Origin of the sequence: Aequorivita iocasae (genome assembly GCF_016757735.1) — a bacterium.
Lineage (GTDB): Bacteria > Bacteroidota > Bacteroidia > Flavobacteriales > Flavobacteriaceae > Aequorivita > Aequorivita iocasae.
Map to the genome: position 1 here is coordinate 2196138 of NZ_CP068439.1, position 25301 is coordinate 2221438.

Below are 25301 nucleotides of genomic sequence, written 5' to 3' on the forward strand. Positions count from 1 at the left end.
GTATTTTCGCAAACAACTAAAAATACAACTATGGCTTTTGATATTGACATGATTAAAAAGGTTTATGCCCAGATGGCAGAACGTGTTGACAAAGCACGTGAGATCACGGGAAAACCACTTACGCTTTCCGAAAAGATTTTATACTCACACCTTTGGGATGGTAACCCAGATAAGGCTTTTCAACGTGGAAAAGATTATGTGGATTTTGCCCCAGATAGAATAGCCTGCCAGGACGCAACTGCCCAAATGGCGCTTTTGCAATTTATGCAGGCCGGAAAGAAAACGGTTGCGGTACCCACTACCGTACACTGTGATCATTTAATTCAAGCCAAACAGGGTGCAGCTCCAGATTTGAAACGTGCCAACGAAACGAGTAACGAAGTTTTTGACTTTCTGGAATCTGTTTCAAACAAGTACGGAATTGGCTTTTGGAAACCGGGCGCCGGAATTATCCACCAAGTTGTTTTGGAAAATTATGCATTTCCCGGCGGAATGATGATTGGTACCGATAGTCACACTGTTAATGCAGGAGGTTTGGGAATGGTAGCAATTGGAGTTGGGGGCGCTGATGCCGTTGACGTAATGGCAGGAATGCCTTGGGAATTAAAATTTCCGAAGTTGATTGGTGTAAAACTTACCGGTGAACTAAACGGTTGGACGGCTTCAAAAGATGTTATTTTAAAAGTAGCTGGAATACTTACCGTAAAAGGTGGAACTGGTGCTATTGTTGAATATTTTGGCCCTGGCGCAAAAAATCTTTCCTGTACCGGAAAAGGAACAATCTGTAATATGGGTGCCGAAATAGGTGCAACCACTTCAACCTTTGGGTATGACGACGCAATGGAACGTTTTCTAAGAGCAACAGACAGAGCGGATATTGCAGATGAAGCAAATAAAATTCGGGAATATTTAACGGGCGATGATGAGGTCTATGCAAATCCAGAAAAATATTTTGATCAAGTTATTGAAATAGATTTATCTACGCTACGTCCACACTTAAATGGACCATTTACACCAGATTTGGCAACTCCGGTGGGGGAATTGGGTGAAAAAGCAAAGAAAAACGATTGGCCCATAAAAGTGGACTGGGGCTTAATAGGTAGCTGTACCAACTCTTCTTATGAAGATTTAACGCGCGCCGCTTCTATTGCACAACAGGCCATCGATAAAAAATTAAAACCGAAAAGCGACTTCGGAATAAATCCTGGTTCGGAACAAATTCGTTTTACAGCAGAACGTGACGGACTTTTGGACGTTTTTGAAAATTTAGGAGCAACCATTTTTACAAATGCCTGTGGCCCGTGTATTGGCCAATGGGACCGAAGCGATAGAAAAGGAGAGGAAAAAAATACGATTGTACATTCCTTCAACAGAAACTTTTCAAAACGTGCGGATGGAAATCCAAATACCCACGCTTTTGTGGGCTCACCAGAAATGGTTGCCGCAATCGCAATCTCGGGCCGCTTGGATTTTGACCCTATGAATGATACCCTTCTAAATGAAGACGGACAAGAGGTAAAGCTTGACGAGCCACGTGGATTGGAATTGCCACCCAAAGGTTTTGAGGTGGACGATAACGGTTATTTGGCACCAAGGGAAGATGGAAGTTCCGTTGAGGTGAAAGTTGCAAAGGATAGCGAACGTCTACAATTACTGGATCCTTTCCTGCCTATTAAGGATTCTGAATTACAAGGTGTAAAATTATTAATAAAGGCTTTCGGAAAATGTACCACAGACCATATTTCTATGGCTGGCCCTTGGTTGCGCTATCGTGGCCATTTGGACAATATTGCCAACAATACCTTGATTGGCGCCGTAAATGCTTTTAACAAACAAACCAATTTTGTTAAAAATCAATTCACAGGTGAGTATGGTGGCGTGCCAGATGTACAGCGTGAGTATAAGGCAAAAGGAGTAAAAACGATTGTTGTGGGTGATCATAATTACGGTGAAGGATCATCGCGAGAGCATGCGGCAATGCAGCCACGTCATTTAGGTGTTGCGGCGGTTTTGGTAAAATCATTTGCACGGATCCATGAAACTAACCTAAAGAAACAGGGGATGTTGGCACTTACTTTTGCAAATGAAGCAGATTACGATTTAATTCAAGAGGATGATACCTTCAACTTTGTAGATATTGCCAATTTTTCTGAAAACAGACCGTTAACCATTGAAATTGTACATAAAGATGGAAGAAAGGATACCATCAAGGTAAACCATACTTATAATGATGCACAAATTAAGTGGTATCGTGAAGGTTCAGCTTTAAATTTGATAAAAAAGCAAAACTCTTAAAAATGCCTTTTAAAGAAGTTAAACCTAACAGGACTTTAAATCTGTTAGGTTTTTTTATACCTTAAAGCCGATGAAGTTTATAAAGAAACACTGGAGCAACATATTGTTTTTTGCTTTTTTAGCTTTGTTGGTTTTTCCTCAAACTAGGATGCCAATTCAGGTTTTTGTACAGCGGCTCGTTTCGTTTTCGCCTTCCGAAAAGGATAAAACGGAACGAGAAACTCTTAATGGTTATGAGTGGAATTTACAACGATTAAATGGTGAGGAAATCAATTTTTCACAGTCTGAGGGCAAGGTAATTATTGTAAATTTTTGGGCTACATGGTGTCCGCCTTGTGTTGCAGAAATGCCTTCGTTCCAGAAATTATATGATGACTATGGAGGCAAGGTTGATTTCTATTTTATTACTTCGGATGAATCTGAAAAAGTAAAGAGGTTTCTTCAGAAAAACGAATATACGTTGCCAGTTTTTCTTCAAGAACAACAGGCGCCAAAACAATTGAGGTCACAAGCCTTGCCCACTACTTATTTGATTTCAAAAACTGGTGAAATGGTAATAGCGGAAGAAGGCGCCGCAGATTGGAATAGTAAAAAAGTGAGAGCGTTACTAGATTATCTTTTGAATGAATAAGTTACTGTAAATTATCCGGGAAAATGGTTTTTTAGAATAGAATCCATCTCCTTTTTACCTTCGGCAATTGCGGTAATAGTGCTCCACAATTTTGGGGTTATCAAAGATTTTAATGGTTGCTCAACATTAAGAATTGCGGGGAAATTTTTTATGAGCTGCTCGTCCCAAACTTGATGAAAATTTAATAAATCGTCGGGATAGACGGTTTTGCGTTTCGTACCTTCCTCAATACCGTTAAAAGGCTCCGAAACATTTAAATAACCATAATCGTCCGTCAATTCTTCTCCTGCTTGAATATCGCGTATCGCAATTTCAAAATCATAGGCCGTAGATAGGCAGTTGCTTTTAAAACTGTGGTTCACATATCGACCATAATCCCAGCAGAGCACAAAGTTTCCCTTGTTGTTTCGGTAGCAATAGGTTTCCAGAATATTTTGGTACAGCGAATTCATTTTTTTCATCTTGGCCGGTGTGAATTCACGGTCCAAATCATCCAAAGCCCATGTTATGGTCCCGGCTGGTATAAATTCAGTAGCAACAACGCCGTATCCAATTTTATCACTTATAAACTTTAGTTCTGTTTTGGGATGTATCATAAACAATTCTAATTTTTAGGATTAAATGTAATGCAAAATATTTTTTGAATTACCTTCACTAAGGTATTGTATATAATATATTATAGCTGTTAATTTGATGATTTTTTTCACCAGAAGCTTTTAAGCTTTCCCTGGTTTGGAAGAATATTTTTCTTTGAATTTTTCCATCAATACAAATACTGTTAGTAACATTCCCAAGGCATAAATGCTGTCTTCAATAGGGACCGTTCCCAGGCGTATGCCCAGATTTTCGGCATTGTGGTACCAAACCACTTCTTCGTCTATCCAGCTGCCGGTAAGAAAACCATTCACAATAAAAAAAGGAATGAGAAGAATAGCGAAGACAGGAAAAAAAACGGTTAAAGCTTCGCGTTTATAATTAAATACCAGAGCTAGTAAAACAATGGCGTATCCAAAATTAATGGCTGTATACCACCGATCGTAAAAATAAAGCAGGGTAGCGATTAAAATAGTTTGTAGCAAATAATATACTATTTCAGTTGTTTTCCGGGAAATTGAAAACTTGGGAAGCAAATCTTTAAAAGCGTATATTGTAAAAAGACAGGCGTACGGAATACAAATGAAGAATAGCCATTCTTCCAAAGGTAAACTGCCAAGATTAATTCCAGACAAGTACATTTCATTGAATCCCCAAACTCCATGTTGTGTAAAAATAATGTCCCAGGGAATAAAAAAAGCCATCATAATAAAGGTGGCCGGAAAAAAATATTTCCAGAGTTTATAAAACTTCAATTTTGGGTGAAAACTAAATAAAAACGGAATACTTAACGAAGCTAGATCAAGCAGAAGGTAAAAATGCCACATGGGTTATTTTTTGAAATATTTCAAAGGCGGAAACAGCATCCCGAAACACTCTCCTTTTTCTTTGCCCAAATGTTTATGATGTATTTTATGTGCTCTGCGGATACCGCGCGCATACCAATTATTGGCATTTCGGAACATTTTAAAACGTTGATGAATGAAAATATCGTGAACAAAAAAATAGGTGAGTCCATATGCAAAAATCCCTAAGCCAATGGGCAAACCTGCCCAAAAACCAAAATAACTCCAGCCCACAAAACAACTGATGCTTACCAACGCATAAAACAGAAAAAAATAATCGTTACGTTCCCACCAACTGCCGTGGTCTTTATGGTGGTGGTCTTTATGTAATTTCCACAAAAAACCATGCATAATGTATTTATGGGTAAACCACGCCATGAATTCCATAATGCAAAATGTAGCAATAAAAATTAATATCCAAAGAACGGTCGTCATTATTATTTGTTAATTTGTTAAGGCAATTATTGTTGTTAATCCTGGGACCTTTGTGTTATTTAACCAAATTTAATTGATATTTTACGTAGCTGCGTGTTAAAAGCCCAATTTTTTCAATATTTGGAACACGAATTCGCGAATTCTTAATTTCTGTGGCAGGTGTTTTCTGGAGTTTTTTCAACAGTCTTTTATAATATCTGTAAGCAACAAAAACGCCAAGTTTTGAATCATGTGGCAACTGAAGAATGCCTTGGTAACCTTGGGTGAAGTTTTCTTCAATTTCTTCAATTATTTTACTTTTAGAATCTTCGTCCAAAGAGTCTAGATTTGTGTTTGGAAAATATGTTCGGCTTAAGCTTTCATAATCTTCTTTCAGATCGCGCAGAAAATTTACTTTTTGAAAGGCAGAGCCCAAATTCATGGCAGATTCTTTCAGTTGCTCATACTTTTCAGCGTCTCCTTTCACAAAAACTTTTAGGCACATCAGGCCCACAACATCTGCAGAGCCATAGATATATTCATTAAATTCTTCTGTAGTTGTGTAAACACTTTTGGTAAGGTCCAAACGCATACTGTCCATAAATGTATCAATTAAATCTTTTTGAATATTGTATTTATAGACTGTTTCCTGAAATGAATTTAAAATTGGGTTTAGACTTATTCTATCTAAAAGAGCTTCTTCCAAAGCATTTTCAAAGCGACTAAAAAGCACCTCTTTGTTGAAATCGTGAAAGGAATCAACAATTTCATCAGCAAAACGTACGAAACCATAAATATTATAAATGTCCTGCCGTATGGAAGGCCCCAGCAGTCGGGTTGCCAACGAAAAGGATGTGCTGTAGGTTTCAGTTACCTGTTTGCTGCATTTTTTGGAAACTATGTCAAAAAGTTCTTTCACTGTTTTATTTCTTTTTCAATTAATCCTGCAACTAATTTTCCAGAGATAAGGGCTGGAGGGACCCCTGGCCCGGGTACGGTAAGCTGCCCCGCAAAAAAAAGATTTTTAACTTTTTTACTCTTCAGTTTTGGTCTTAAAAAAGCTGTCTGCATTAATGTATTGGCAAGTCCGTAAGCGTTTCCTTTATAGCTGTTATAGTCAGAAATAAAATTATTTATGCAAAAAGACTCTTTAAATATAATGTATTTTTTTACCTCCTGGTTGATGGTTTTTTCAAATCGTTCCATTATTTTCTCGAAATATTCCTCGCGTATCTCGGGAATATCATCAAGACCGGGAGCCAAAGGGATTAAAAATATCCCCGCTTCTTTTCCTTCGGGAGCTACACTTTTATCGGTTTGAGAGGGAAAACTAGCGTAAAATAATGGTTCTTCGGGCCATTGTGGCACATCGTATATTTGTTGGGAATGTTTCTCAAAATCCACATCAAAAAAGAGTGTGTGGTGATCCACATTTTTTATTTTCTTATCGAATGCGACGTAAAAAAGTAGGGCAGAAGGCGCAAAGGTTTTCTTCTTCCAAAAGTTTTCAGTATACTGTCGGAATTTTTTATCCAAAAGTGTTTCGGTGTGGTGATAGTCGGCACCGCTCAAAACTACATCGGCTTTAATTTTTTCTCCATTAATTTGCAATGCAGAGGCTTTTCCGTTTGTGACAATTATTTTTTCTACATTTTGATTGGTTTTTATAGTTACGCCCAATTTTTCGGCTAGTGTTTTTATTCCTTCAATTACTGAATACATTCCCTTTTTTGGATGAAATGTGCCCAAGCCGAAATCTGCATAGTTCATAAAACTATAAAAGGAAGGTGTATTTGAAGGTTTTGCGCCTAAAAATAAAACAGGGAACTCTAAAATTGAAATTAATCGAGGGTTTGTAAATTCACGACGTACATCTTTACTTATGGTGCTGAAGAATTGCCCAATTTTTTTCATAGTAGCAATAGTGACCAGTTCTACCGGTGAAACACCTGGCCGATAAACCAAATCTTTAATGGCTATATTGTAATTGTCCATGGCTTGGGCCATAAATTTTCTTAACTTAATTGAGCTTCCAGGTTCTTCATTTTCAAAAGCGGTGCATATTTTTTCAAGGGTATCTTCAATGGTTATAAAATCATTAACCCCAAAATAAACCCTATATGCGGGGTTCAGTTTTTCCAATTCATAAAAATTTGAGGGTATTTTCCCAAAGTCTTCAAAAAAGCGTTCAAAAACATCGGGCATCCAGTACCAAGTGGGACCCATGTCAAACGTAAAACCATCTTTTTTAAATTGTCGAGCGCGCCCGCCAATGGTCTCATTTTTTTCATAAATGGTTACATTATTTCCTGTTCCTGCCAAGTAGCACGAAGCGGCAAGCGATGAAAATCCAGAACCAATAACCGCAATGTTTTTTTTCATATTGTTTAACAAATTTACATTTTATTTAAACAAAAAAGAAATTTGCGTGTTTTTATTTTTGGGTTCTTTTGAAAGTTTTAAGAATAGTATTATTCGGTATTGGGGGTTTCAGATATTGAAATCAGGTACTGGCTATAGTTTCTATTTGGTCAGTAAATTGTTTGATATCCTTAAAAAACTTAATATTTTTAGAGTTTTTAACATCTTTTCCAACTTTTCTGCCTAGCACCCAAAGCTCGCTCGGGCCTTTGTCGCAAACCTCTTTTTGAAATTCGTTGAGATAATTGTTTAGATTATATTTTTCAGGATGTACCGTAAAATAACTTACAAATATGACTTTCTTTTTTGTTTTCAGTAAATGTTTTAGGCTTTCTAAGGGGATATTTGCGCCTAAAAAGATAGTATTGAAACCCGCTGATTGTAATTCATAATTGGCATATAATAAACCAATTTCGTGGATTTCCTGATAAGGAAGATAGAGTGAAAAAAGTTGTTTGTTATTTTGTGCAACAGATTTCTTATTGAGCGCAGTGTGCAGGATTATGCAATGCTTTATTTTTTCGGAAATGAAGTGCTCATGTGAAGGATCAATAGTGCCAGAATGCCACAGTACCCCCATCTCGTTTAGTAAGGGTACAAAGAGTTCTGAAAAAGTTTCCCGGAATGATTTTTTCTCAAGAATTTTTTTCAGTGTATCGTCAAAAAGCTCACTGTCAAACTCAAACATGGCTGATTTGAATACGTTCAGCAAATATTCAGAATCAAGCCCATTTATAGTTGTTCTTATCAATGCCTGAATTTGTGCAGTATCTAAACTTGCAAGTTTTGATATTTTATGCCCAGCATTGTAGAGATAGGCAATATTCAATAATTTTTTAAGGTTTTCGATATCGTACTTTCTTATGTTGGTATCGGTACGATCTGGTTCAAGAAGATTATAGCGTTTTTCCCATATACGGATAGTATGGGCTTTTACATTTGAAAGATTTTCAAGATCCTTAATGCCAAATTGTGTTTTGACCACTGAAGAAAAATTAAAATTATTGTGTGAAAGTACTAAAAAGAAGTGAATTTGTTTAGATAAATTTAAAATTCTCTAAACATAATGGAAAAAATGTACCCGGGATGGGACTTGAACCCACACGCCCAAAGGACACATGGCCCTCAACCATGCCTGTCTACCAATTCCAGCACCCGGGTGGATACTTTGTATAATTCGGTTTAAAACTATTAAAAAAATATTTTAAACAAAAAAAGTTAAACCAATGGCTTAACTTTTTAGTGACCTGGCTGGGGCTCGAACCCAGGACCACCTCCTTAAAAGGGAGGTGCTCTACCAACTGAGCTACCAGGTCTTCCTTAATGCGGGTGCAAATATACTATCATTAAATTAAATTTTCAAAACGAAAATGGATTAAATTTGAGGAAAATTCAAAACCTTTGAAATTCAGGGGTTCGCAAATGAATTTTTTCTTAAAAAATTTACATTTGAATAAATAATCAATAAAAATCAGAAGATTGCTATACCATATTTTGAGAAATTCGTAATTTAAAAATCTATGAAAATTGTTTTGGTTGGATATATGGGAAGCGGAAAATCTTCCATAGGAAAAAAATTGGCAGAAGTTGTGAAACTTCCTTTTATGGATTTGGACTCTGAAATTGAAAAAACTGAAGGAATTGCGGTCTCCGAAATATTTTCCCAAAAAGGAGAGATCTATTTTAGGAATATTGAGAACAAGATTTTAAAAAAGGTACTTGATCAGCCAGATAACTTTATTTTGGCCACCGGAGGAGGAACGCCCTGCTATGGTGATTCTATGGATTATATATTGAAAAAACAGGGTGTTGTATCAATTTATTTAAGGACGCCATTAAAGGTTTTGGTTTCCAGATTGATGTTGGAAAAAGACGAACGCCCCTTATTGATTCATATAAATACTGAAAATGAACTTGAAGACTTCATTAGGAAACATTTGTTTGAAAGGGCATTTTATTACAATCAGGCAGCGGTAACTATTGATGTGGTATCGGAAAGCATTACCGAAACCGTAGCGAAAATAATTCTGAAGTTATTCTAATACTGCTCTGTCATTATTTTTTTCAAATATAACTGAAACGTTTTCGTTCAGCGAAGTGGAAAGGGAAATACCTTTAAAATCTGCTTTTACAGGGTATTTTTTGTGATTTCTATCTACAAGGACCGCCGTTTTGAATTGCTTTAAGGGAACTTCCAGAAAATGCTTTACACCATATATCAAAGTGGTTCCAGAATGTAGTACATCGTCAACAAGCAATAAAGATTTGTTTTGATATTCTTCTGTTTTTAAAGAAGTCTGAATTGGGTTGGTAGGATTCTTTTTGTCAATTATCACTTCGCAGAGAAGGACTTTTATTGGAGAAATTTTCTCAACTTCAGTTTTTATTTTTTTCGCTAGGAGAAAACCATTGGTCATAATGCCAGCAACTACTACCTCTTTTTCATCTACATTTGTTTCGTAGATTTGATAGGCAATCCGCTTAATTTTATGGGCTATCTGCTTTTTGTTGAGAATTACGGTATTTATTTGCTGCATCTGCTTTTTTTTCAAATATAGTTATAACGTCTCATTTTCCTCATCTGTAGATTCGGTAAAATCATCCAAATCCCTTCTATCTTTTTTGGTGGGCCTGCCAACTCCCTTTTTGCGATAATAGGTTTTGGCATATTGCAGCATCTCGTTTGTTTCAAATGCTTCTTTGGGCGTTGTATCCTTTCTGTAAATATCTACCAGTTTTGCCCCTACACGGCTTTCCGGAAGATCCAATACTTCCAGTTCATAATTAATTTGGTTTTTCCGAAGGTTTATAGTATCGCCCGGATAGACGTCTCTGGAAGGTTTCACGATATCACCGTTTACCCTCACGGAACCTTTTTTGCAAGCTTGGGTAGCCATGTTTCTGGTTTTCAAATAACGTACCGCCCATAAATATTTATCAATCCTCATAATTAATATGCCCAAAACATCGTTAATGTAGTGTGCAAAAATAACGGAAAATTGTATCTTGCGCCCACAAAAAATTGATGATGATAAAAATAAAATATGCTTTTGTGCTTCTACTTTTGATACTGGGAGTAACTGTTTCTTGTAAAAAAGATGATGACAATCGTCCTGAACCCATACCCCCAAGAGATCGTGGTGCTGAAGCAATTAGGGCGCAAGATTCCATTGAGAAATTTTTAGAGACACATTATTACAATTACATGGAGTATCAGACAGACCCTGAAAATTTTAAGTTGAAGTTTGACACTATTCCCGAGGGTAGCGATTTAATTCCATTAATTCAACAAGTTGATTTTAAGGAAGTGAAAGATGTTATTGATCCCAGTGTAACTTATAAACTTTATTACCTTAAAGTACGTGAAGGAGGGGGTGATAAACCACATTTTTCAGATTATACTATCAATACTTATGAGGGACTTTTATTTGAGGATAGATCAAGTTTAGATCTTTTTGATAGTTCTGTAATCCCAGTTCGTTTTAACCTCGTGGATACTCCTACTGCCCCAGGCATCATCACTGGACTGCAGCAAGCTTTAATTGAATTTAGAGGTGCCTCTAACATTATTGAAAATCCCGACGGGACACTTACTTTTGAGAATTATGGTATTGGGGCGGTATTTATTCCTTCAGGTTTGGCATATTATCAATATCCAACAGCAGATGGAGGATTAAAGGCATATGAACAAGTTATTTTTTCATTTGAATTATTTGAATCCGAAGTTGCGGACCATGATGGAGATGGTATCCCTTCTTTTATGGAAGACCTAAACAACAATGGCTATTTACTTGATGACGATACCGATGGTACTGGGGGTGCAAATTATTTGGATAATGACGACGATAACGATGGAAGACTCACAGAATATGAAATTGAAATAGATGGCAATGGAAATATAACCTTCCCGGACGTAGATGGGGATGGCATTCCAGATTATTTAGATGCCGACAGTTAGAATGTTATAAAATATGCACTAATAAAAAAGCCCGATTCTTTTAAGAAACGGGCTTTTTTTAATACTATTTTTTAAATTATTTACGGGCAGTAACTTTTTGAACAGCGCTTACAATTGCTGAGGCATTCAAACCATATTTATCCATTAATTGTTCAGGAGTTCCGGACTCACCAAAAGTATCCTGTGTAGCAACAAATTCTTGTGGAGCTGGATGATGCGTAGAAAGTAAACGAGCTACACTTTCTCCCAAACCACCCAAAAAGTTATGTTCTTCTGCAGTTACTACACAACCTGTTTTTTTAACGCTTTTCAATATTGCTTCATCATCCAAAGGTTTTATGGTGTGAATGTTTATGACATCGGCGGTAATTCCACTTTCGTTTAAGGTTTCAGCAGCTTGTAATGCTTCCCAAACCAGATGGCCGGTTGCTATAATAGTAACATCTGTGCCTTCCTGTAGTTGGACTGCTTTCCCTATTTGAAAGTTTTGGTCTGCAGGAGTGAAATTTGCAACTTTCGGTCTTCCAAAACGCAGGTAAACAGGGCCTTCATACTCGGCGATAGCAATTGTGGCTGCTTTTGTCTGATTATAATCACATGTATTGATTACCGTCATTCCCGGAAGCATTTTCATCAAACCAATATCTTCCAGAATTTGATGCGTTGCACCATCCTCCCCTAAAGTAATCCCAGCGTGTGAAGCACATATTTTTACATTTTTCCCGCTATAGGCTACGCTTTGACGAATTTGATCGTAAACCCTTCCGGTAGAAAAGTTTGCAAAAGTACCCGTGAAGGGAATCTTCCCGCCAATGGTCATTCCCGCTGCAATACCAATCATATTTGCTTCGGCAATACCAACTTGAAAGAAACGCTCCGGATGGTTTTCCTTAAACTCGTCCATCTTTAATGAACCTGTAAGGTCTGCGCAAAGTGCTACAACATCCTTGTTTTTCTTTCCAAGCTCCGTAAGTCCGTCGCCAAAACCTGACCGTGTATCTTTTTTACCTGTATCTGTATATTTTTTCATCTGAACTATTTTCAATTTTAATAATCTCCTAAGGTTACAGGATTCTGTGAAAGTGCTGTTTCCAACTGTTGATCGTTTGGTGCTTTTCCGTGCCAATCGTGGGTGTGCATCATAAAATCTACGCCATTGCCCATTACAGTATGTAGCAAAACACAAACTGGTTTTCCGTTGCCTGTTTTTTCTTTGGCCTTTTTCATTCCAGCAACGATAGCTTTTAAATCGTTTCCTTTTTCAATATCCATCACATCCCAACCGAAAGCTTCAAACTTTGCTTTCAGATTTCCGAGCGGAAGAACATTTTTGGTAGCACCATCAATCTGCTGCCCGTTTAAATCTACGGTTACTATTAGGTTGTCCACGTTATTTCCGGCGGCATACATTATTGCTTCCCAATTTTGGCCTTCCTGTAATTCGCCATCACCGCAAAGAGTGTAAACTATGTGTTTGTCTTTGTTTAGCTTTTTTGTGAGTGCTGCCCCAATAGAAACTGAAATGCCCTGGCCCAAAGAACCCGAGGCAATACGAACACCCGGTAAGCCTTCATGAGTTGTTGGATGGCCTTGCAAGCGTGAATTCAAAAGACGGAAGGTATTTAACTCTTCCACCGGAAAGTATCCAGCTCTTGCCAAAACACTGTAGAAAACGGGTGAGATATGTCCGTTTGAAAGAAAGAATAAATCTTCGCCAATACCGTCCATCGTGAAGTTTTCGTTTCGTTCCATCAATTCATTGTATAGTGCAACGAAAAATTCGGTACAGCCAAGTGAACCACCGGGATGCCCAGAATTTACTTTGTGTACCTGCCGTAAAATATCTCTTCGGACCTGAATTACCAAATCCTCAAGCGCTTTGTAATCTGCCATAAATATGTGTTAATTTTCAGTTTCAAAAGTAAGGCATTCAATGGGCCGTTCAAAGTTGAAACGTATGCTTTTATTAACGATTTGAGAGTTTTGTTAACATGTCATTCAATTCTGAATACAGAATTCTAAATTCAGAATTATAAGGTTATCTTTGCCACCTCAATAAAAATTGCTGAATGCACTTTAAGTTAGAAGCTACAGATTTACAGAGCAGTGCCCGCGCCGCTACAATTACTACAGATCACGGAATAATAGAAACACCAATCTTTATGCCCGTTGGAACCGTTGGAACGGTAAAAGGCGTGCATCAGCGTGAGTTGAGGGAAGATATAAATCCTGACATTATTCTTGGAAATACGTACCATTTATATTTAAGACCGCAAACCCCTGTTCTGGAAAAGGCTGGTGGCCTCCATAAATTTATGAATTGGGACCGAAATATTTTGACTGACAGTGGGGGCTACCAAGTGTATTCGCTTTCGGCAAATAGAAAAATCAAAGAGGAAGGCGTAAAATTCAAAAGCCATATCGACGGTAGTTACCATGTTTTTACGCCTGAAAATGTAATGGAAATTCAACGTACCATAGGCGCAGACATAATTATGGCTTTCGATGAGTGCACGCCGTATCCATGCGAATATAATTATGCAAAACGTTCTATGCACATGACACACCGTTGGTTAGACCGATGCATAAAGCATTTAGAAAAAACGCCTTTAAAATATGATTACGGGCAAACATTTTTCCCTATTGTTCAAGGAAGTACCTATAAAGATTTAAGAAGACAATCTGCGGAATATATTGCTTCTGTGGGCGCGGAAGGCAATGCTATTGGTGGACTTTCAGTAGGCGAACCCGCTGATGAAATGTATGAAATGACAGCGGTGGTTACGGAAATTCTTCCGAAGGAAAAACCACGATATTTGATGGGCGTGGGTACACCTGTGAATATTTTGGAAAATATAGCGCTGGGTATTGATATGTTTGACTGTGTAATGCCAACCCGTAACGGAAGAAATGGGATGCTTTTCACTTCCGAAGGAATAATCAATATCAAAAATAAAAAGTGGGAGGCTGATCTTTCAGTAATAGACCCCATGGGAATAACTTGGGTAGATACGGAATACAGCAAAGCGTATCTTCGACACTTATTTACTGTAAACGAAATGCTTGGAAGGCAAATAGCTACTATCCATAATTTAGGTTTTTATTTATGGTTGGTTCGTGAGGCGAGAAAACATATATTAGCGGGTGATTTTACCGAATGGAAAAACGGTATGGTAAAGAAATTGGATCAAAGACTATAACATGCTCAGCATACTGGATAGGTACATATTAAAGAAATATTTGGGCACTTTTTCGCTCCTTTTGCTTCTTTTTATACCAATTGGAATCACTGTCCATCTCGCCGAAAAGATTGATAAAATTTTGGAAAATGAAGTTCCTTTGAGTGAGGTTCTTATCTATTTATACAACTTTACCATTTATTTTGCGAACCTGCTTTTTCCGCTTTTTTTGTTTCTTTCGGTAATATGGTTTACTTCAAAATTGGCAAACAATACCGAAGTAATTGCTTTTTTAAGTAGCGGGGTTTCCTATTATCGGTTTCTTCGCCCGTACATAATTGGCGCTACCATAGTTTGCATTGCAGCACTTGTTTTTAGTATGTATTTGGCACCCAAGGCCAGTAAGGGTTTTAATGAATTTTCCTATAATTATCTAAAAAAAGGAAAGCAAGACAGGGACCAAAGCAATGTTTACACGCAGATAAACGACAACGATTATATTTACGTAAGCTATTTCAACGTAACCGATAAAGTAGGCAGCAACTTTACTTTAGAACATTTTGAAGGAAATAAAATGACCTATAAAATTTCCGCAGCGCAGATAAAGTATAATGAAAAAGATAGCACTTACTCCTTGTTTCACTATAACAAAAGAAAGATAGGGGAGTTTGAAGATGTTTTGGAAAGCAAGCCAAAATTGGACACCGTTTTTTCATTCGATCTGGAAGATTTAACACCTGTAACATACATTGCCGAAACGCTGAATTTTACCGAGCTGAACGATTTTATCAAAAAAGAAAAAGCCCGTGGTTCTTCATACATTAACCGTTATGAAGTGGTTCGCTACAAGCGGTGGAGTTTGCCCGTTTCTGCATACATACTTACCATTATTGCCGTAGCGGTGTCTTCGGTAAAAAGGCGCGGTGGAATGGGGCTGAACCTTGCCATTGGCATTGGTATCGGGATGGTTTTTGTTTTCTTTGATAAAATTTTCGGTACCATGGCGGAGCAAAGTGATTTTTCACCTTTTGTGGCTACCTGGTTTCCAAATTTTGTTTTTGGAATATTGGCAATCTATCTTTTAAGAAATGCGAAACGATAAGCTCCTCAATTACCTTCACCTACATTTTATTGTTTTTATTTGGGGGTTTACCGCCGTTTTGGGCGCGTTGATTTCTTTGGAAGCCATTCCATTGGTTTGGTACAGAATGTTACTGGCCGCAGGGTTGGTTTTTCTTTTTTTGCTTTTCAAAAAGGAAAATTTAAAGTTTTCACTAAGAACATTGGGCAAATTTTGCTTCGCCGGAATTCTTATTGCAGTGCATTGGCTCACTTTCTTTGGGGCAATAAAAGCATCAAATGTTTCGGTGACGCTTGCAGTTCTCTCTACTGGAGCTTTTTTTGCGTCTCTGTTGGAGCCGCTACTCTATGGAAGAAAGATAATTTTATACGAAGTATTGTTTGGACTTATCGTAATAGTTGGGCTTTACATAATTTTTGATGTAGAGGCTTCCTATACTTTGGGCATTATTTTGGCGCTTATTTCAGCATTTTTAAGTGCGCTCTTTTCAGTAATCAATGGAAAGTTTGTCTTGCAGCATAAGGCATCGGCAATTTCTTTTTATGAATTGCTCTTTGGCGTTATAGGCATCAGTATCTATCTCGCCTGTGCGGGTAAATTCACCACAGAATTCTTCACCATTTCGGCACACGACTGGATTTATTTAATAATCCTGGCTTCGGCCTGCACTGCCTATGCTTTTATCGCTTCCATACATGTAATGAAATGGATAAGTCCCTACACTGTTATGCTTACCATAAATATGGAACCTGTGTATGGTATTATTTTGGCGCTCATTGTTTTGGGAGATTCTGAAAATATGAGTCCACAGTTTTATTACGGCGCGGCTATTATATTACTAACGGTAATTGCCAACGGAATCATTAAAATAACCCAAGAAAGAAAACGAAGAAGATTACGCAACACCTAAAACAAAATTTTATCTTTGTACACCAACCTTTACAAAAAGAAGGAAAAATTATGGAATATCTTGATTTTGAACTCCCTATAAAAGAATTACAGGAACAATACGAAAAGGCCTGTCTAATTGGCGAAGAAAGCGATGTAGATGTGACCAATACCTGTAAACAGATTGAAAAAAAACTAAACGACACCAAAAAGGAAATATATAAAAACCTTACGCCTTGGCAGCGTGTGCAGCTTTCGCGTCACCCAGACCGTCCATACACCATGGACTATATTAAAGCCATTTGCGGAGATTCATTTCTAGAACTTCACGGCGACCGAAGTTTTAAGGACGATAAAGCAATGGTAGGTGGTTTGGGAAAAATTGGTGACCAAAGTTATATGTTCGTGGGTCAGCAGAAAGGCTATAATACAAAAACCCGTCAATTCAGAAATTTTGGAATGGCGAACCCCGAAGGGTACAGAAAGGCCTTGCGCTTGATGAAATCTGCTGAAAAATTTAATGTACCTGTAGTGTGCTTTGTAGATACACCCGGTGCTTTCCCTGGTTTGGAAGCAGAAGAAAGAGGACAGGGTGAGGCCATTGCACGTAACATCCTTGAAATGACTCGCTTGAAAGTACCAATTATTGTAGTTATAATTGGCGAAGGAGCAAGTGGTGGCGCTTTGGGAATAGGCGTTGGCGATAAAGTATTAATGCTTGAAAACACTTGGTATTCGGTAATTTCTCCCGAAAGCTGCTCTTCTATTTTATGGCGAAGCTGGGAATTTAAAGAACAAGCTGCCGAGGCCTTAAAGCTTACGGCAACAGATATGAAAAAACTTAAGCTAATTGATGAAATTGTAAAGGAACCTTTGGGCGGTGCCCATAGTGACCGTGAGAAAACTTTTACAACTGTGGCAGGTGCCATTGAAAAGTCTTATGCTACCTTAAAAATGTTATCCCCAACCGATTTGGTTAAAAAAAGGATGGAAAAATATTTGGAAATGGGTGAGTTTAAAAGTTAAATCTAACAATAGCTTATCATACCGTAAATCCGAGGGGAAAGCCTCGGATTTTTTTACGGGTTATCAACAATATTTTGCAGTTTTCAACAGTTCAATTGTTGATGAACGGTTAATATAGTAAAGCAAAAAATCATATAATCCTCTTAACATTTTCTTTACATTCGCTTCATGGAAAAAATCAAACCTCAAACCAGTTTTTCAACCCGCTCTTCGCAGGTCATCTCGCTTGAAAAAGGCAAAATACCCCCGCAAGCTATTGATTTAGAGGAGGTTGTGTTAGGCGCTTTGATGATTGACAAAAAAGGTGTAGATGAAGTAATAGATATCCTACATCCTGAAGTTTTCTATAAGCAAGCGCACCAGCATATCTTTGAAGCTATTCATGATTTGTTTGAAGACAGCCAACCAGTGGACTTATTAACCGTTTCCACACAACTTAAGAAGCAAGGTAAAATCGAGCTCGTTGGCGGAGAGTTTTATTTGATTCAATTAACCCAAAAAGTGTCCTCTTCGGCACATATTGAATTCCACGCGCGTATCATTCTTCAAAAATATATTCAGCGAAGTTTGATTAAAATTTCAAACGAAATTATTGAAGATTCTTATAATGAAAGTACCGACGTTTTTGACCTTTTGGACAACGCCGAAGCAAAATTGTACGAAGTAACACAGGGAAACATAAAGCGTTCTTCAGAAACCGCACAGAATCTTGTAATCCAAGCTAAGAAAAGAATTGAAGAAATAGCTAATAAAGAAGGACTTTCCGGAATTCCATCAGGTTTCACCAAAGTCGACAAACTTACCTCGGGCTGGCAACCGAGCGATTTGATAATCATTGCTGCTCGTCCGGGTATGGGTAAAACCGCCTTGACACTTTCCATGGCCAGAAATATTGCCGTGGAGCACAATATTCCTGTGGCTTTCTTTTCTTTGGAAATGTCCTCGGTACAGCTTATAACCCGTTTGATTTCTTCGGAAACTCAATTGAGTTCAGAAAAACTACGTACCGGAAACCTTGAAAAACACGAATGGGAACAACTGAACGTAAAAGTAAAGGGGCTTGAAAAAGCGCCACTTTTTATAGACGATACCCCTTCGCTTTCTATTTTTGATTTGCGGGCAAAGGCGCGGCGACTTTCGTCACAGCACGGCATCAAACTTATAATTGTAGATTATTTACAATTGATGACCGCCGGCGGAAGCCAAAAAGGAGGGAACCGCGAACAGGAGATTTCCACAATTTCCCGAAATCTTAAAGCTTTAGCAAAAGAACTGAACATTCCTGTAATTGCACTTTCACAACTTTCGCGAGCCGTGGAAACACGCGGCGGCAGCAAACGCCCATTACTTTCAGACCTTCGGGAATCTGGAGCGATTGAGCAGGATGCCGATATTGTTTCCTTTATATATCGCCCCGAGTACTACAAAATTGACGAATGGGATGATGAGGAACACACACCAACAGCTGGTCAGGCAGAATTCATAGTTGCAAAACACCGTAATGGCGGTTTGGATGAAATTCGTTTGAAGTTTATCGGCCACCTCGGTAAGTTTGAAAGTCTCGATAACTTTGATACACCGATGGAAATCCATTCCAGAATGAACGATGCCGCTAACGATGATACTTTTAAAACAAAAAATCTTCCATCACCCAATGAAGCTTTCGGAAGTTCTATGAACGATGATTTTTCCATCGACGAGGATAATGATGTGCCGTTTTAATAATCCTTAGGTACTTTGGCTTAAAAATTGTCGTTATATTTATTCCCGCGAATGCGGAAATCTTATCATTTCATTTTTTCGAAATATTTATTATGCCGAAATACGTTGCAATCATATTATTACTTCTTTTTTCAATAAAAGCTTCTGCTTCTTACGTACTTATTCCAATGGATGCCGAGGGCCAAAAGGAACACCTAAAAGCTTATGGCATTACCTATTGGGTTTTGGAGAAGCAACAAAAAGTAAAATGGTTGCTGAATTACAGAGGCGGCTCTTTTTTGATGCCCGATTCCCCTGAAATTCAAAAGGAATGTCAGATTCGCGGGGTTTCTTTTGAAGTGATTTCGGATAGCAAAACAGAACAAATTCTTACAGATATTAGCAGTCCGTCCAAAAATATGGACGCAGTCGTTTTGGAAAAAGCTCCTAAAATTGCGGTTTATTCCCCCAAAGGAAACCTTCCATGGGATGATGCGGTTACTATGGTTTTGACATACGCCGAAATTCCATATACTGTAATTTATGACGAAGAGGTCTTAAGTGATCAATTGATTCTCTACGACTGGCTGCATTTGCACCACGAAGATTTCACTGGCCAATATGGAAAATTTTATCGCGCCTATCGTTCCGCACCTTGGTATATTGAAGAGAAGGCTAAAGCTGAAGCGATGGCCGCAAAATTGGGTTACAATAAAGTATCTGAAGAAAAACTAGACGTTGCCAAAAAAATACGTGATTATGTGATTGGTGGCGGATTTATGTTTGCCATGTGCAGCGCTACTGATAGTTTTGATATTGCGCTTTCGGCTGAAGGCGTAGATATTTGCGAACCTATGTTTGACGGCGACCCAAGTGAGCCAGGGTATCAGAGTAAAATTGATTACAATAAAACCTTTGCTTTTAAGGATTTTATTCTCGAACGCAGCCCGATGGTCTATGAGTTTTCAAGTATTGATATGACTGAAAAACGTAGAATTGCCAAAGAGAGTGATTACTTTACCTTAATGGACTATTCGGCTAAATGGGACCCTATTCCTACGATGCTGTGTCAAAACCACACTGCCTTGGTAAAGGGTTTTATGGGACAGACAACATCATTTGATCGTGATGAGATAAAGGCGAATGTTTTGGTTATGGGTGAAAACAAAAGCAATGGCGAAGCTCGCTATATTCATGGAATAAAAGGAAAAGGTTTCTTTACTTTTTACGGAGGCCATGACCCAGAAGACTATCAGCATCGAGTAGGGGACGCAAAGACTGAATTGGCACTTCACCCAAATTCGCCGGGCTACAGGCTTATTTTGAATAACGTTTTATTTCCAGCAGCTAAAAAGAAAAAGCAAAAAACCTAAATCTTTTTTAAACTTTCGTAGTAATCCTTCGGCGGTAAAACTGTAATTTCCACCCTTCTATTTTGTTGTTTGTTTTCTTCAGTATCGTTCGGAAAACGAGGTTTGCTTTCGCCATACGGTTTTATCTCGAATTCATATAACGAGTCTTCCCCAAAAATTTCAATCAATCTATTTTTTACTGAAATACACCTATTTTCAGAAAGCGTCATGTTTGAAACTTCATCACCATCACTATCTGTATGGCCTTCCACCAAAATGGTTGCCTTATCTACTTGCCGAATAGATTCAGCCAGAGAATCGAGACTTTGTTTGGCGTTTTCCTTTAAGTCATATTTGGCAACATCAAACAAAACATCTGCATTAATGGTAAGTTTAATTACGCTATTTATAGCGCCAATCGCATCCAAATCGGCCCCTGCACTTTTGCTTTTGCAAAGGTCTTTTAAATCGGTAATCTTAAGAAAATAGAAAACGGTTTCGGTATCAATTCCTTCTTTATTTAAATCTATGGATGATTTTCCACCGGCAATTTTTCCCGCATAAATCCAATCTTTTCCATTTTGGGAGATTTCAACTTTAGCAGGTTCTTTTGAAGGGCCAACTTCAAAAAGATAAAGATCGTCGCCCGGCAGGTTCATAAAGCCATTGTCCGTGAATTCCACAGTCAAACTGCCGCCGCAGCCCAGCGATGTAAAATTTGGAGTTTGGTAATTTTTATAATTTGGTTCGTGTAGACATTGCACGCTGTCGCGATATTTTTGAATTGGTGGGGGAGTTCCAACTTTATATTCAATAAGTTTATCTGCAAATGAAATCTTTCCCAAAGGAAGATAAATAGATTCGTATCTGTCAATTCTGTAAAGTTTTCCTGTTCTTTTTTGAGCAAAAAGAAACCCTTGGGAAGCAAATAGAATAATGAAAAGAAGAAATTTGAAACAAGACATCGATCTATTTTTAACGAAGATACTGAAACTTCTTCAGTTGAAGTTTTAGCATAAAAAAACCGCCTCATTATTGAAGCGGTTTTTAGGCGAAATAATATAGTTAATGTCTTATTTTACTTGTTTTACGATTGCGGCAAAAGCCTCTGGGTGGTTCATAGCCAAATCTGCCAAAACCTTACGGTTAAGTTCGATTCCGTTATTTTTTAAACTTCCCATAAATTGTGAATAAGACATTCCATGCTGTCTTGCACCCGCGTTGATACGGGTAATCCATAAGGATCTGAAATTTCTCTTTTTTGCACGGCGGTCACGGTATGAATAAAGCATCGCTTTGTCCACAGCGTTTTTAGCAACCGTCCATACGTTTTTACGTCTTCCAAAGTAACCTTTGGCTTGTTTAAGAACCTTTTTTCTGCGGGCTCTTTTCGCAACTGAGTTTACTGATCTTGGCATAATTTTAATTTTTTTGTAGCAGGCGATTCATTAATTCTGAATTCTTTGATTGCACTACTCCAGGGTTTAAATAATTGTTTTAACCGGTTAGGCTTTTTACTTCATTCGAAGCATTAGCTTAACATTAGGCTCGTCGGCCTTGTCCACCAACCCGTCATGGGTCAATGCAAGTTTGCGTTTTTTGCTCTTCTTTGTTAAGATGTGGCTTTTAAACGCATGCTTTCTTTTGATTTTACCTGTACCCGTTAGCTTAAAACGCTTTTTGGCACTGGATTTTGTTTTTTGTTTCGGCATGTTTCCTACTTTTTATTTATTATTTCGCTTTATTGTTAACTTCAAATATTGAAGTTTTATTTCTTTTTCGGGGCAATGAACATGATCATGCGCTTGCCTTCCAGTTTTGGCATTTGCTCTACTTTACCGAATTCCTCAAGATCGCGCGCAAGACGCAAAAGCAAAATTTCACCTTGGTCTTTGTAAATGATGGAACGCCCTTTAAAGAAAACGTATGCTTTCAATTTTGAACCTTCCTGCAAAAACTTTTCGCCATGTTTCTTTTTGAACTCGTAATCGTGATCATCGGTATTTGGCCCAAACCTGATTTCCTTAATGGTAACCTTGGTCGCTTTGGCCTTTAGCGCCTTTTCACGTTTTTTCTGCTCGTAAACAAACTTTTTATAGTCTATTACTTTGCAAACTGGCGGGTTGGCGTTTGGTGAAATTTCCACGAGATCGAGCTCTTGCTCTTCAGCAATTTCGCGCGCTTTTTTTAAAGGATAAACTCCTATTTCAACATTATCACCTACAAGGCGTACTTCTTCCGCACGAATCTTTCCGTTGATTCTGTGTTGATCTTCTTTAATTACCCTTGCAGGGCCTCTACTTCTTTTTCTTCGTATTGCTATGGCTTACTAATTTTAGTTAAACATTAAATTCTTTCGATTCTTCTTTTATTGCTTGTTGAATCAATTCTGAAAAGGCTTTTGGCGTCATTGTGCCTAAATCGCCTTCGCCGTGTTTACGTACAGAAACCGTTCCATCTTTTTCTTCCTGCTCCCCAACAATCAGCATATAAGGGATTTTGTTCATTTCGGCCTCTCTAATTTTCTTGCCAATTGTCTCGTTCCTATTGTCAACAAGGGCGCGAATTTCGTCATTTTCAAGCAAATTTAAAACTTTTTGTGAGTATTTTTCATATTTTTCACTTAATGATAATATACTCACCTGTTCTGGCATTAACCAAAGTGGGAAATTCCCACCCGTATGTTCCAGTAAAATAGCTACAAAACGTTCCATACTGCCAAAAGGGGCACGGTGAATCATAACAGGGCGGTGAGTCTCATTATCACTGCCTTTATATTCCAACTCAAAACGCTCCGGTAGATTGTAATCTACCTGAATTGTTCCCAATTGCCAACTTCTTCCTAATGCATCCTTGACCATAAAATCCAGTTTTGGCCCATAGAAAGCAGCTTCACCATATTCAACTTTATAATCCAAGCCTTTTGCTTCAGCTGCATTTACGATTGCTTTTTCGGCTTTTTCCCAATTTTCAAGACTTCCTATATATTTTTCAGGTTTCTCCGGGTCGCGCAATGAAACTTGGGTATAAAAGTTTTCGAAACCTAATGAACCAAAAACGTACAAAACCAAGTCAATCACTTTTTTGAATTCATCATCCAATTGGTCTGGAGTACAGAAAATATGGGCGTCATCTTGGGTAAAACCGCGAACACGCGTTAATCCGTGCAGTTCACCGCTTTGTTCGTAGCGATATACGGTGCCAAATTCAGCAAAACGTTTTGGTAAGTCTTTATATGACCACGGTTTGCTGTTGTATATTTCGCAATGATGTGGGCAGTTCATTGGTTTCAATAAAAACTCTTCACCTTCATTTGGCGTTTTGATCGGTTGGAAGCTGTCTGCTCCGTATTTTGCATAATGACCGGAAGTAACATATAATTCCTTTTGGCCAATATGCGGCGTCACCACCATTTCATACCCTGCTTTTTTCTGTGCTTTCTTTAAAAAATTCTCAAGTCTTTCGCGCAGGGCAGCACCTTTTGGCATCCACAACGGAAGACCTTGCCCAACTTTTTGCGAAAATGTAAAAAGCTCTAATTCCTTTCCAAGCTTTCTGTGGTCACGCTTTTTTGCTTCTTCCAGCAATTCCAGATATTCTGTTAGATCTTTCTGTTTTGGAAAACTGATGCCATAGATACGGGTAAGTTGCTTGTTGTTTTCATCGCCGCGCCAATAGGCTCCGGCAATGCTCATTAATTTTACGGCTTTTACAATTCCGGTGTTTGGAATATGCCCACCGCGGCACAAATCGGTAAAGGTGTCGTGGTCGCAGAAAGTAATGGTTCCGTCCTCTAAATTTTCAATCAGTTCAACTTTATATTCATTGCCCTGCTTTTTGTAATAATCCAAGGCATCTGCTTTCGAAGATTCGCGCATGGAAAACTCAAACTTTCCGCGGGCAATCTCCAGCATTTTATTTTCAATCTCCTTTAAATCCTTTTCAGAAATAGTTTTGTCCCCAAAATCAACATCGTAATAAAAACCGTTTTCGATCGCAGGACCGATTGTCAATTTTATGCCAGGGTACAATTGCTCCAGAGCTTGAGCAAGAATGTGTGCGGAAGAATGCCAAAAAGCCTTTTTCCCTTCCTCGTTGTTCCAAGTGTATAGCACAAGGTTCCCGTCCTCCGTCAATGGAGTGGTAGCTTCCACAGTTTCGTCATTAAAGGAAGCCGAAATTACATTGCGAGCTAATCCTTCGCTTATATTTTTGGCCACGTCCATAGGCGTAACCCCTGCATCAAAATGCTTTACACTTCCGTCTGGTAAGGTAATGGCTATCATATACTGAAAAATTTTAGGGTGCAAAGATACTATTAGTTTCGGCCGTTTGCAATAATCACTTTAAGGTTTATTATTACTTTTTGGGCGTTCCCAATAACCGTTTCCGGTTATTGGTCAGGCTTTCACTACTCGCTTCCCCAGACGCTTTTTTAGTGCTTGGGGTGAGCTCAAACACGCCGTTCAATCCTTAACGCAAACAGAACTTCCAGATCTAGTATATATATTAAGGTATAATTATACCAAAATTTTTTTTACTGCTAAATACTGCCCTTTCAGTAGCTTATAAAACAAATTGAAAAAACTATGAAAAAACCTTTCAAATAAGTTTGCGGGAATGCAAAAGGGTTCTATATTTGCACCCGCTTAGCAGAACAGATAGAGGGTTCGGCAGGTCAAAAAAAGCTCTTTAAATTTTTTTTGAAATATTTTTTAAAAAGGTATTGCGGGATTAAAAAAGAGTTGTACATTTGCACCCGCTTAGACAGTGAGTGACTACAGACCACGATCTGTCGGCGAGCGAGAAAGAGACAAAAGTTCATTGAGATATTGAAATTGACAGCGTAGGCCACCGCCCGAAGGGGTGGGTGGTCGACAAAGAAAACTAAACTAAGTGAGAATCCCGAGAATTTT

25 protein-coding genes and 2 tRNA genes are annotated in these 25301 nt (G+C 38.2%); 10 read left to right on the top strand and 17 right to left on the bottom strand.

The annotated features are described in order from the left end of the window. The first annotated feature begins 30 nt into the window (after window positions 1–30). Window positions 31–2295: an aconitate hydratase gene (locus JK629_RS10075; protein WP_202335502.1), complete on the top strand. Its 2265-nt coding sequence runs from the start codon at window positions 31–33 to the stop codon at window positions 2293–2295. 148 nt (window positions 2296–2443) lie between these two features. Further along, window positions 2444–2926, top strand: coding sequence for a TlpA family protein disulfide reductase (locus JK629_RS10080; RefSeq protein ID WP_225626005.1), 483 nt, complete (start codon window positions 2444–2446; stop codon window positions 2924–2926). A gap of 11 nt (window positions 2927–2937) precedes the next feature. Here the strand turns inward: JK629_RS10080 and JK629_RS10085 are convergent, their stop codons facing one another. The 8 genes from JK629_RS10085 to JK629_RS10120 form a co-directional block, all read right to left on the bottom strand. After that, the gene (locus JK629_RS10085; protein WP_202335504.1) at window positions 2938–3522 is read right to left on the bottom strand and encodes an SET domain-containing protein; all 585 of its coding nucleotides are present in this window, start codon (window positions 3520–3522) and stop codon (window positions 2938–2940) included. A 120-nt stretch (window positions 3523–3642) separates the two neighbouring features. Further along, window positions 3643–4347, bottom strand: coding sequence for a lycopene cyclase domain-containing protein (locus JK629_RS10090; protein ID WP_202335505.1), 705 nt, complete (start codon window positions 4345–4347; stop codon window positions 3643–3645). 3 nt (window positions 4348–4350) lie between these two features. Beyond that, window positions 4351–4800, bottom strand: a complete 450-nt coding sequence (locus tag JK629_RS10095; RefSeq protein WP_202335506.1) for a sterol desaturase family protein — start codon at window positions 4798–4800, stop codon at window positions 4351–4353. Window positions 4801–4855: 55 nt separating this feature from the next. Further along, window positions 4856–5698: a phytoene/squalene synthase family protein gene (locus JK629_RS10100; RefSeq protein WP_202335507.1), complete on the bottom strand. Its 843-nt coding sequence runs from the start codon at window positions 5696–5698 to the stop codon at window positions 4856–4858. Beyond that, window positions 5695–7161 carry a phytoene desaturase family protein gene (locus tag JK629_RS10105; RefSeq protein WP_202335508.1) on the bottom strand — a complete coding sequence of 489 codons (1467 nt, stop codon included), beginning with the start codon at window positions 7159–7161 and terminating at the stop codon, window positions 5695–5697. The genes JK629_RS10100 and JK629_RS10105 overlap by 4 nt, the downstream gene beginning before the upstream one ends. A 121-nt stretch (window positions 7162–7282) precedes the next feature. Next, window positions 7283–8185: a MerR family transcriptional regulator gene (locus tag JK629_RS10110; protein ID WP_202335509.1), complete on the bottom strand. Its 903-nt coding sequence runs from the start codon at window positions 8183–8185 to the stop codon at window positions 7283–7285. A 93-nt stretch (window positions 8186–8278) separates the two neighbouring features. After that, a tRNA-Leu gene (locus tag JK629_RS10115) sits at window positions 8279–8361 on the bottom strand. 82 nt (window positions 8362–8443) lie between these two features. Continuing rightward, window positions 8444–8516, bottom strand: a tRNA-Lys gene (locus tag JK629_RS10120). A 204-nt stretch (window positions 8517–8720) separates the two neighbouring features. On the opposite strand from JK629_RS10120, the gene JK629_RS10125 reads away from it, so the two are divergent. After that, the gene (locus JK629_RS10125) at window positions 8721–9242 is read left to right on the top strand and encodes a shikimate kinase (RefSeq protein ID WP_202335510.1); all 522 of its coding nucleotides are present in this window, start codon (window positions 8721–8723) and stop codon (window positions 9240–9242) included. On the opposite strand, the gene JK629_RS10130 is transcribed toward JK629_RS10125, so the two are convergent. Then, the gene (locus JK629_RS10130; protein WP_202335511.1) at window positions 9234–9737 is read right to left on the bottom strand and encodes a phosphoribosyltransferase family protein; all 504 of its coding nucleotides are present in this window, start codon (window positions 9735–9737) and stop codon (window positions 9234–9236) included. The two genes, JK629_RS10125 and JK629_RS10130, sit on opposite strands and share 9 nt — an antisense overlap. A gap of 21 nt (window positions 9738–9758) precedes the next feature. After that, window positions 9759–10148, bottom strand: a complete 390-nt coding sequence (locus tag JK629_RS10135) for an RNA-binding S4 domain-containing protein (protein ID WP_202335512.1) — start codon at window positions 10146–10148, stop codon at window positions 9759–9761. Between the two features lie 77 nt (window positions 10149–10225). Between JK629_RS10135 and JK629_RS10140 the strand changes: the two genes are divergently transcribed. Then, window positions 10226–11158, top strand: a complete 933-nt coding sequence (locus JK629_RS10140; protein ID WP_202335513.1) for an FKBP-type peptidyl-prolyl cis-trans isomerase — start codon at window positions 10226–10228, stop codon at window positions 11156–11158. Window positions 11159–11234: 76 nt separating this feature from the next. On the opposite strand, the gene JK629_RS10145 is transcribed toward JK629_RS10140, so the two are convergent. Continuing rightward, on the bottom strand, window positions 11235–12188 hold the full coding sequence (locus tag JK629_RS10145; protein ID WP_202335514.1) for a transketolase family protein: 954 nt from the start codon (window positions 12186–12188) through the stop codon (window positions 11235–11237). Window positions 12189–12205: 17 nt separating this feature from the next. After that, a complete protein-coding gene (locus tag JK629_RS10150) occupies window positions 12206–13051 on the bottom strand; it encodes a transketolase (RefSeq protein WP_202335515.1) in 846 nt (281 codons plus the stop codon). Window positions 13052–13227: 176 nt separating this feature from the next. Between JK629_RS10150 and tgt the strand changes: the two genes are divergently transcribed. The 6 genes from tgt (at window position 13228) to JK629_RS10180 (ending at window position 20406) form a co-directional block, all read left to right on the top strand. After that, window positions 13228–14358, top strand: coding sequence for a tRNA guanosine(34) transglycosylase Tgt (gene tgt, locus JK629_RS10155; RefSeq protein ID WP_202335516.1), 1131 nt, complete (start codon window positions 13228–13230; stop codon window positions 14356–14358). Between the two features lies 1 nt (window position 14359). Then, a complete protein-coding gene (locus JK629_RS10160; RefSeq protein WP_202335517.1) occupies window positions 14360–15439 on the top strand; it encodes an LptF/LptG family permease in 1080 nt (359 codons plus the stop codon). After that, a complete protein-coding gene (locus JK629_RS10165; protein WP_202335518.1) occupies window positions 15426–16328 on the top strand; it encodes a DMT family transporter in 903 nt (300 codons plus the stop codon). Before JK629_RS10160 ends, JK629_RS10165 begins: the two co-directional genes overlap by 14 nt. A 50-nt stretch (window positions 16329–16378) precedes the next feature. Continuing rightward, window positions 16379–17332 carry an acetyl-CoA carboxylase carboxyltransferase subunit alpha gene (locus tag JK629_RS10170; protein WP_202335519.1) on the top strand — a complete coding sequence of 318 codons (954 nt, stop codon included), beginning with the start codon at window positions 16379–16381 and terminating at the stop codon, window positions 17330–17332. A 168-nt stretch (window positions 17333–17500) separates the two neighbouring features. Then, on the top strand, window positions 17501–19054 hold the full coding sequence (gene dnaB / locus JK629_RS10175; RefSeq protein ID WP_202335520.1) for a replicative DNA helicase: 1554 nt from the start codon (window positions 17501–17503) through the stop codon (window positions 19052–19054). Between the two features lie 167 nt (window positions 19055–19221). Continuing rightward, window positions 19222–20406 carry an asparagine synthetase B gene (locus tag JK629_RS10180; protein WP_394369431.1) on the top strand — a complete coding sequence of 395 codons (1185 nt, stop codon included), beginning with the start codon at window positions 19222–19224 and terminating at the stop codon, window positions 20404–20406. Here the strand turns inward: JK629_RS10180 and JK629_RS10185 are convergent. The 5 genes from JK629_RS10185 to thrS form a co-directional block, all read right to left on the bottom strand. Beyond that, a complete protein-coding gene (locus JK629_RS10185) occupies window positions 20403–21350 on the bottom strand; it encodes an OmpA family protein (RefSeq protein WP_202335522.1) in 948 nt (315 codons plus the stop codon). The two genes, JK629_RS10180 and JK629_RS10185, sit on opposite strands and share 4 nt — an antisense overlap. 108 nt (window positions 21351–21458) lie before the next feature. Continuing rightward, window positions 21459–21803, bottom strand: a complete 345-nt coding sequence (gene rplT, locus JK629_RS10190) for a 50S ribosomal protein L20 (RefSeq protein ID WP_202335523.1) — start codon at window positions 21801–21803, stop codon at window positions 21459–21461. 96 nt (window positions 21804–21899) lie between these two features. Further along, the gene (gene rpmI / locus JK629_RS10195; RefSeq protein ID WP_202335524.1) at window positions 21900–22097 is read right to left on the bottom strand and encodes a 50S ribosomal protein L35; all 198 of its coding nucleotides are present in this window, start codon (window positions 22095–22097) and stop codon (window positions 21900–21902) included. A 56-nt stretch (window positions 22098–22153) separates the two neighbouring features. After that, on the bottom strand, window positions 22154–22666 hold the full coding sequence (infC, locus tag JK629_RS10200) for a translation initiation factor IF-3 (RefSeq protein ID WP_262896523.1): 513 nt from the start codon (window positions 22664–22666) through the stop codon (window positions 22154–22156). 58 nt (window positions 22667–22724) lie between these two features. Then, on the bottom strand, window positions 22725–24671 hold the full coding sequence (gene thrS, locus JK629_RS10205; protein WP_202335525.1) for a threonine--tRNA ligase: 1947 nt from the start codon (window positions 24669–24671) through the stop codon (window positions 22725–22727). Window positions 24672–25301: the final 630 nt, after the last annotated feature.

What these genes read in the sequence shown, in the direction of transcription:
- JK629_RS10075 (WP_202335502.1), top strand. Translation starts at nt 31, where the DNA reads ATGGCTTTTGATATTGACATGATTAAAAAGGTTTATGCCCAGATGGCA.
- JK629_RS10080 (WP_225626005.1), top strand. Translation starts at nt 2,444, where the DNA reads ATGCCAATTCAGGTTTTTGTACAGCGGCTCGTTTCGTTTTCGCCTTCC.
- JK629_RS10085 (WP_202335504.1), bottom strand. Translation starts at nt 3,522, where the DNA reads ATGATACATCCCAAAACAGAACTAAAGTTTATAAGTGATAAAATTGGA.
- JK629_RS10090 (WP_202335505.1), bottom strand. Translation starts at nt 4,347, where the DNA reads ATGTGGCATTTTTACCTTCTGCTTGATCTAGCTTCGTTAAGTATTCCG.
- JK629_RS10095 (WP_202335506.1), bottom strand. Translation starts at nt 4,800, where the DNA reads ATGACGACCGTTCTTTGGATATTAATTTTTATTGCTACATTTTGCATT.
- JK629_RS10105 (WP_202335508.1), bottom strand. Translation starts at nt 7,161, where the DNA reads ATGAAAAAAAACATTGCGGTTATTGGTTCTGGATTTTCATCGCTTGCC.
- JK629_RS10125 (WP_202335510.1), top strand. Translation starts at nt 8,721, where the DNA reads ATGAAAATTGTTTTGGTTGGATATATGGGAAGCGGAAAATCTTCCATA.
- JK629_RS10130 (WP_202335511.1), bottom strand. Translation starts at nt 9,737, where the DNA reads ATGCAGCAAATAAATACCGTAATTCTCAACAAAAAGCAGATAGCCCAT.
- JK629_RS10135 (WP_202335512.1), bottom strand. Translation starts at nt 10,148, where the DNA reads ATGAGGATTGATAAATATTTATGGGCGGTACGTTATTTGAAAACCAGA.
- JK629_RS10140 (WP_202335513.1), top strand. Translation starts at nt 10,226, where the DNA reads ATGATGATAAAAATAAAATATGCTTTTGTGCTTCTACTTTTGATACTG.
- JK629_RS10145 (WP_202335514.1), bottom strand. Translation starts at nt 12,188, where the DNA reads ATGAAAAAATATACAGATACAGGTAAAAAAGATACACGGTCAGGTTTT.
- JK629_RS10150 (WP_202335515.1), bottom strand. Translation starts at nt 13,051, where the DNA reads ATGGCAGATTACAAAGCGCTTGAGGATTTGGTAATTCAGGTCCGAAGA.
- tgt (WP_202335516.1), top strand. Translation starts at nt 13,228, where the DNA reads ATGCACTTTAAGTTAGAAGCTACAGATTTACAGAGCAGTGCCCGCGCC.
- JK629_RS10160 (WP_202335517.1), top strand. Translation starts at nt 14,360, where the DNA reads ATGCTCAGCATACTGGATAGGTACATATTAAAGAAATATTTGGGCACT.
- JK629_RS10165 (WP_202335518.1), top strand. Translation starts at nt 15,426, where the DNA reads ATGCGAAACGATAAGCTCCTCAATTACCTTCACCTACATTTTATTGTT.
- JK629_RS10170 (WP_202335519.1), top strand. Translation starts at nt 16,379, where the DNA reads ATGGAATATCTTGATTTTGAACTCCCTATAAAAGAATTACAGGAACAA.
- dnaB (WP_202335520.1), top strand. Translation starts at nt 17,501, where the DNA reads ATGGAAAAAATCAAACCTCAAACCAGTTTTTCAACCCGCTCTTCGCAG.
- JK629_RS10180 (WP_394369431.1), top strand. Translation starts at nt 19,222, where the DNA reads ATGGATGCCGAGGGCCAAAAGGAACACCTAAAAGCTTATGGCATTACC.
- JK629_RS10185 (WP_202335522.1), bottom strand. Translation starts at nt 21,350, where the DNA reads ATGTCTTGTTTCAAATTTCTTCTTTTCATTATTCTATTTGCTTCCCAA.
- rplT (WP_202335523.1), bottom strand. Translation starts at nt 21,803, where the DNA reads ATGCCAAGATCAGTAAACTCAGTTGCGAAAAGAGCCCGCAGAAAAAAG.
- rpmI (WP_202335524.1), bottom strand. Translation starts at nt 22,097, where the DNA reads ATGCCGAAACAAAAAACAAAATCCAGTGCCAAAAAGCGTTTTAAGCTA.
- thrS (WP_202335525.1), bottom strand. Translation starts at nt 24,671, where the DNA reads ATGATAGCCATTACCTTACCAGACGGAAGTGTAAAGCATTTTGATGCA.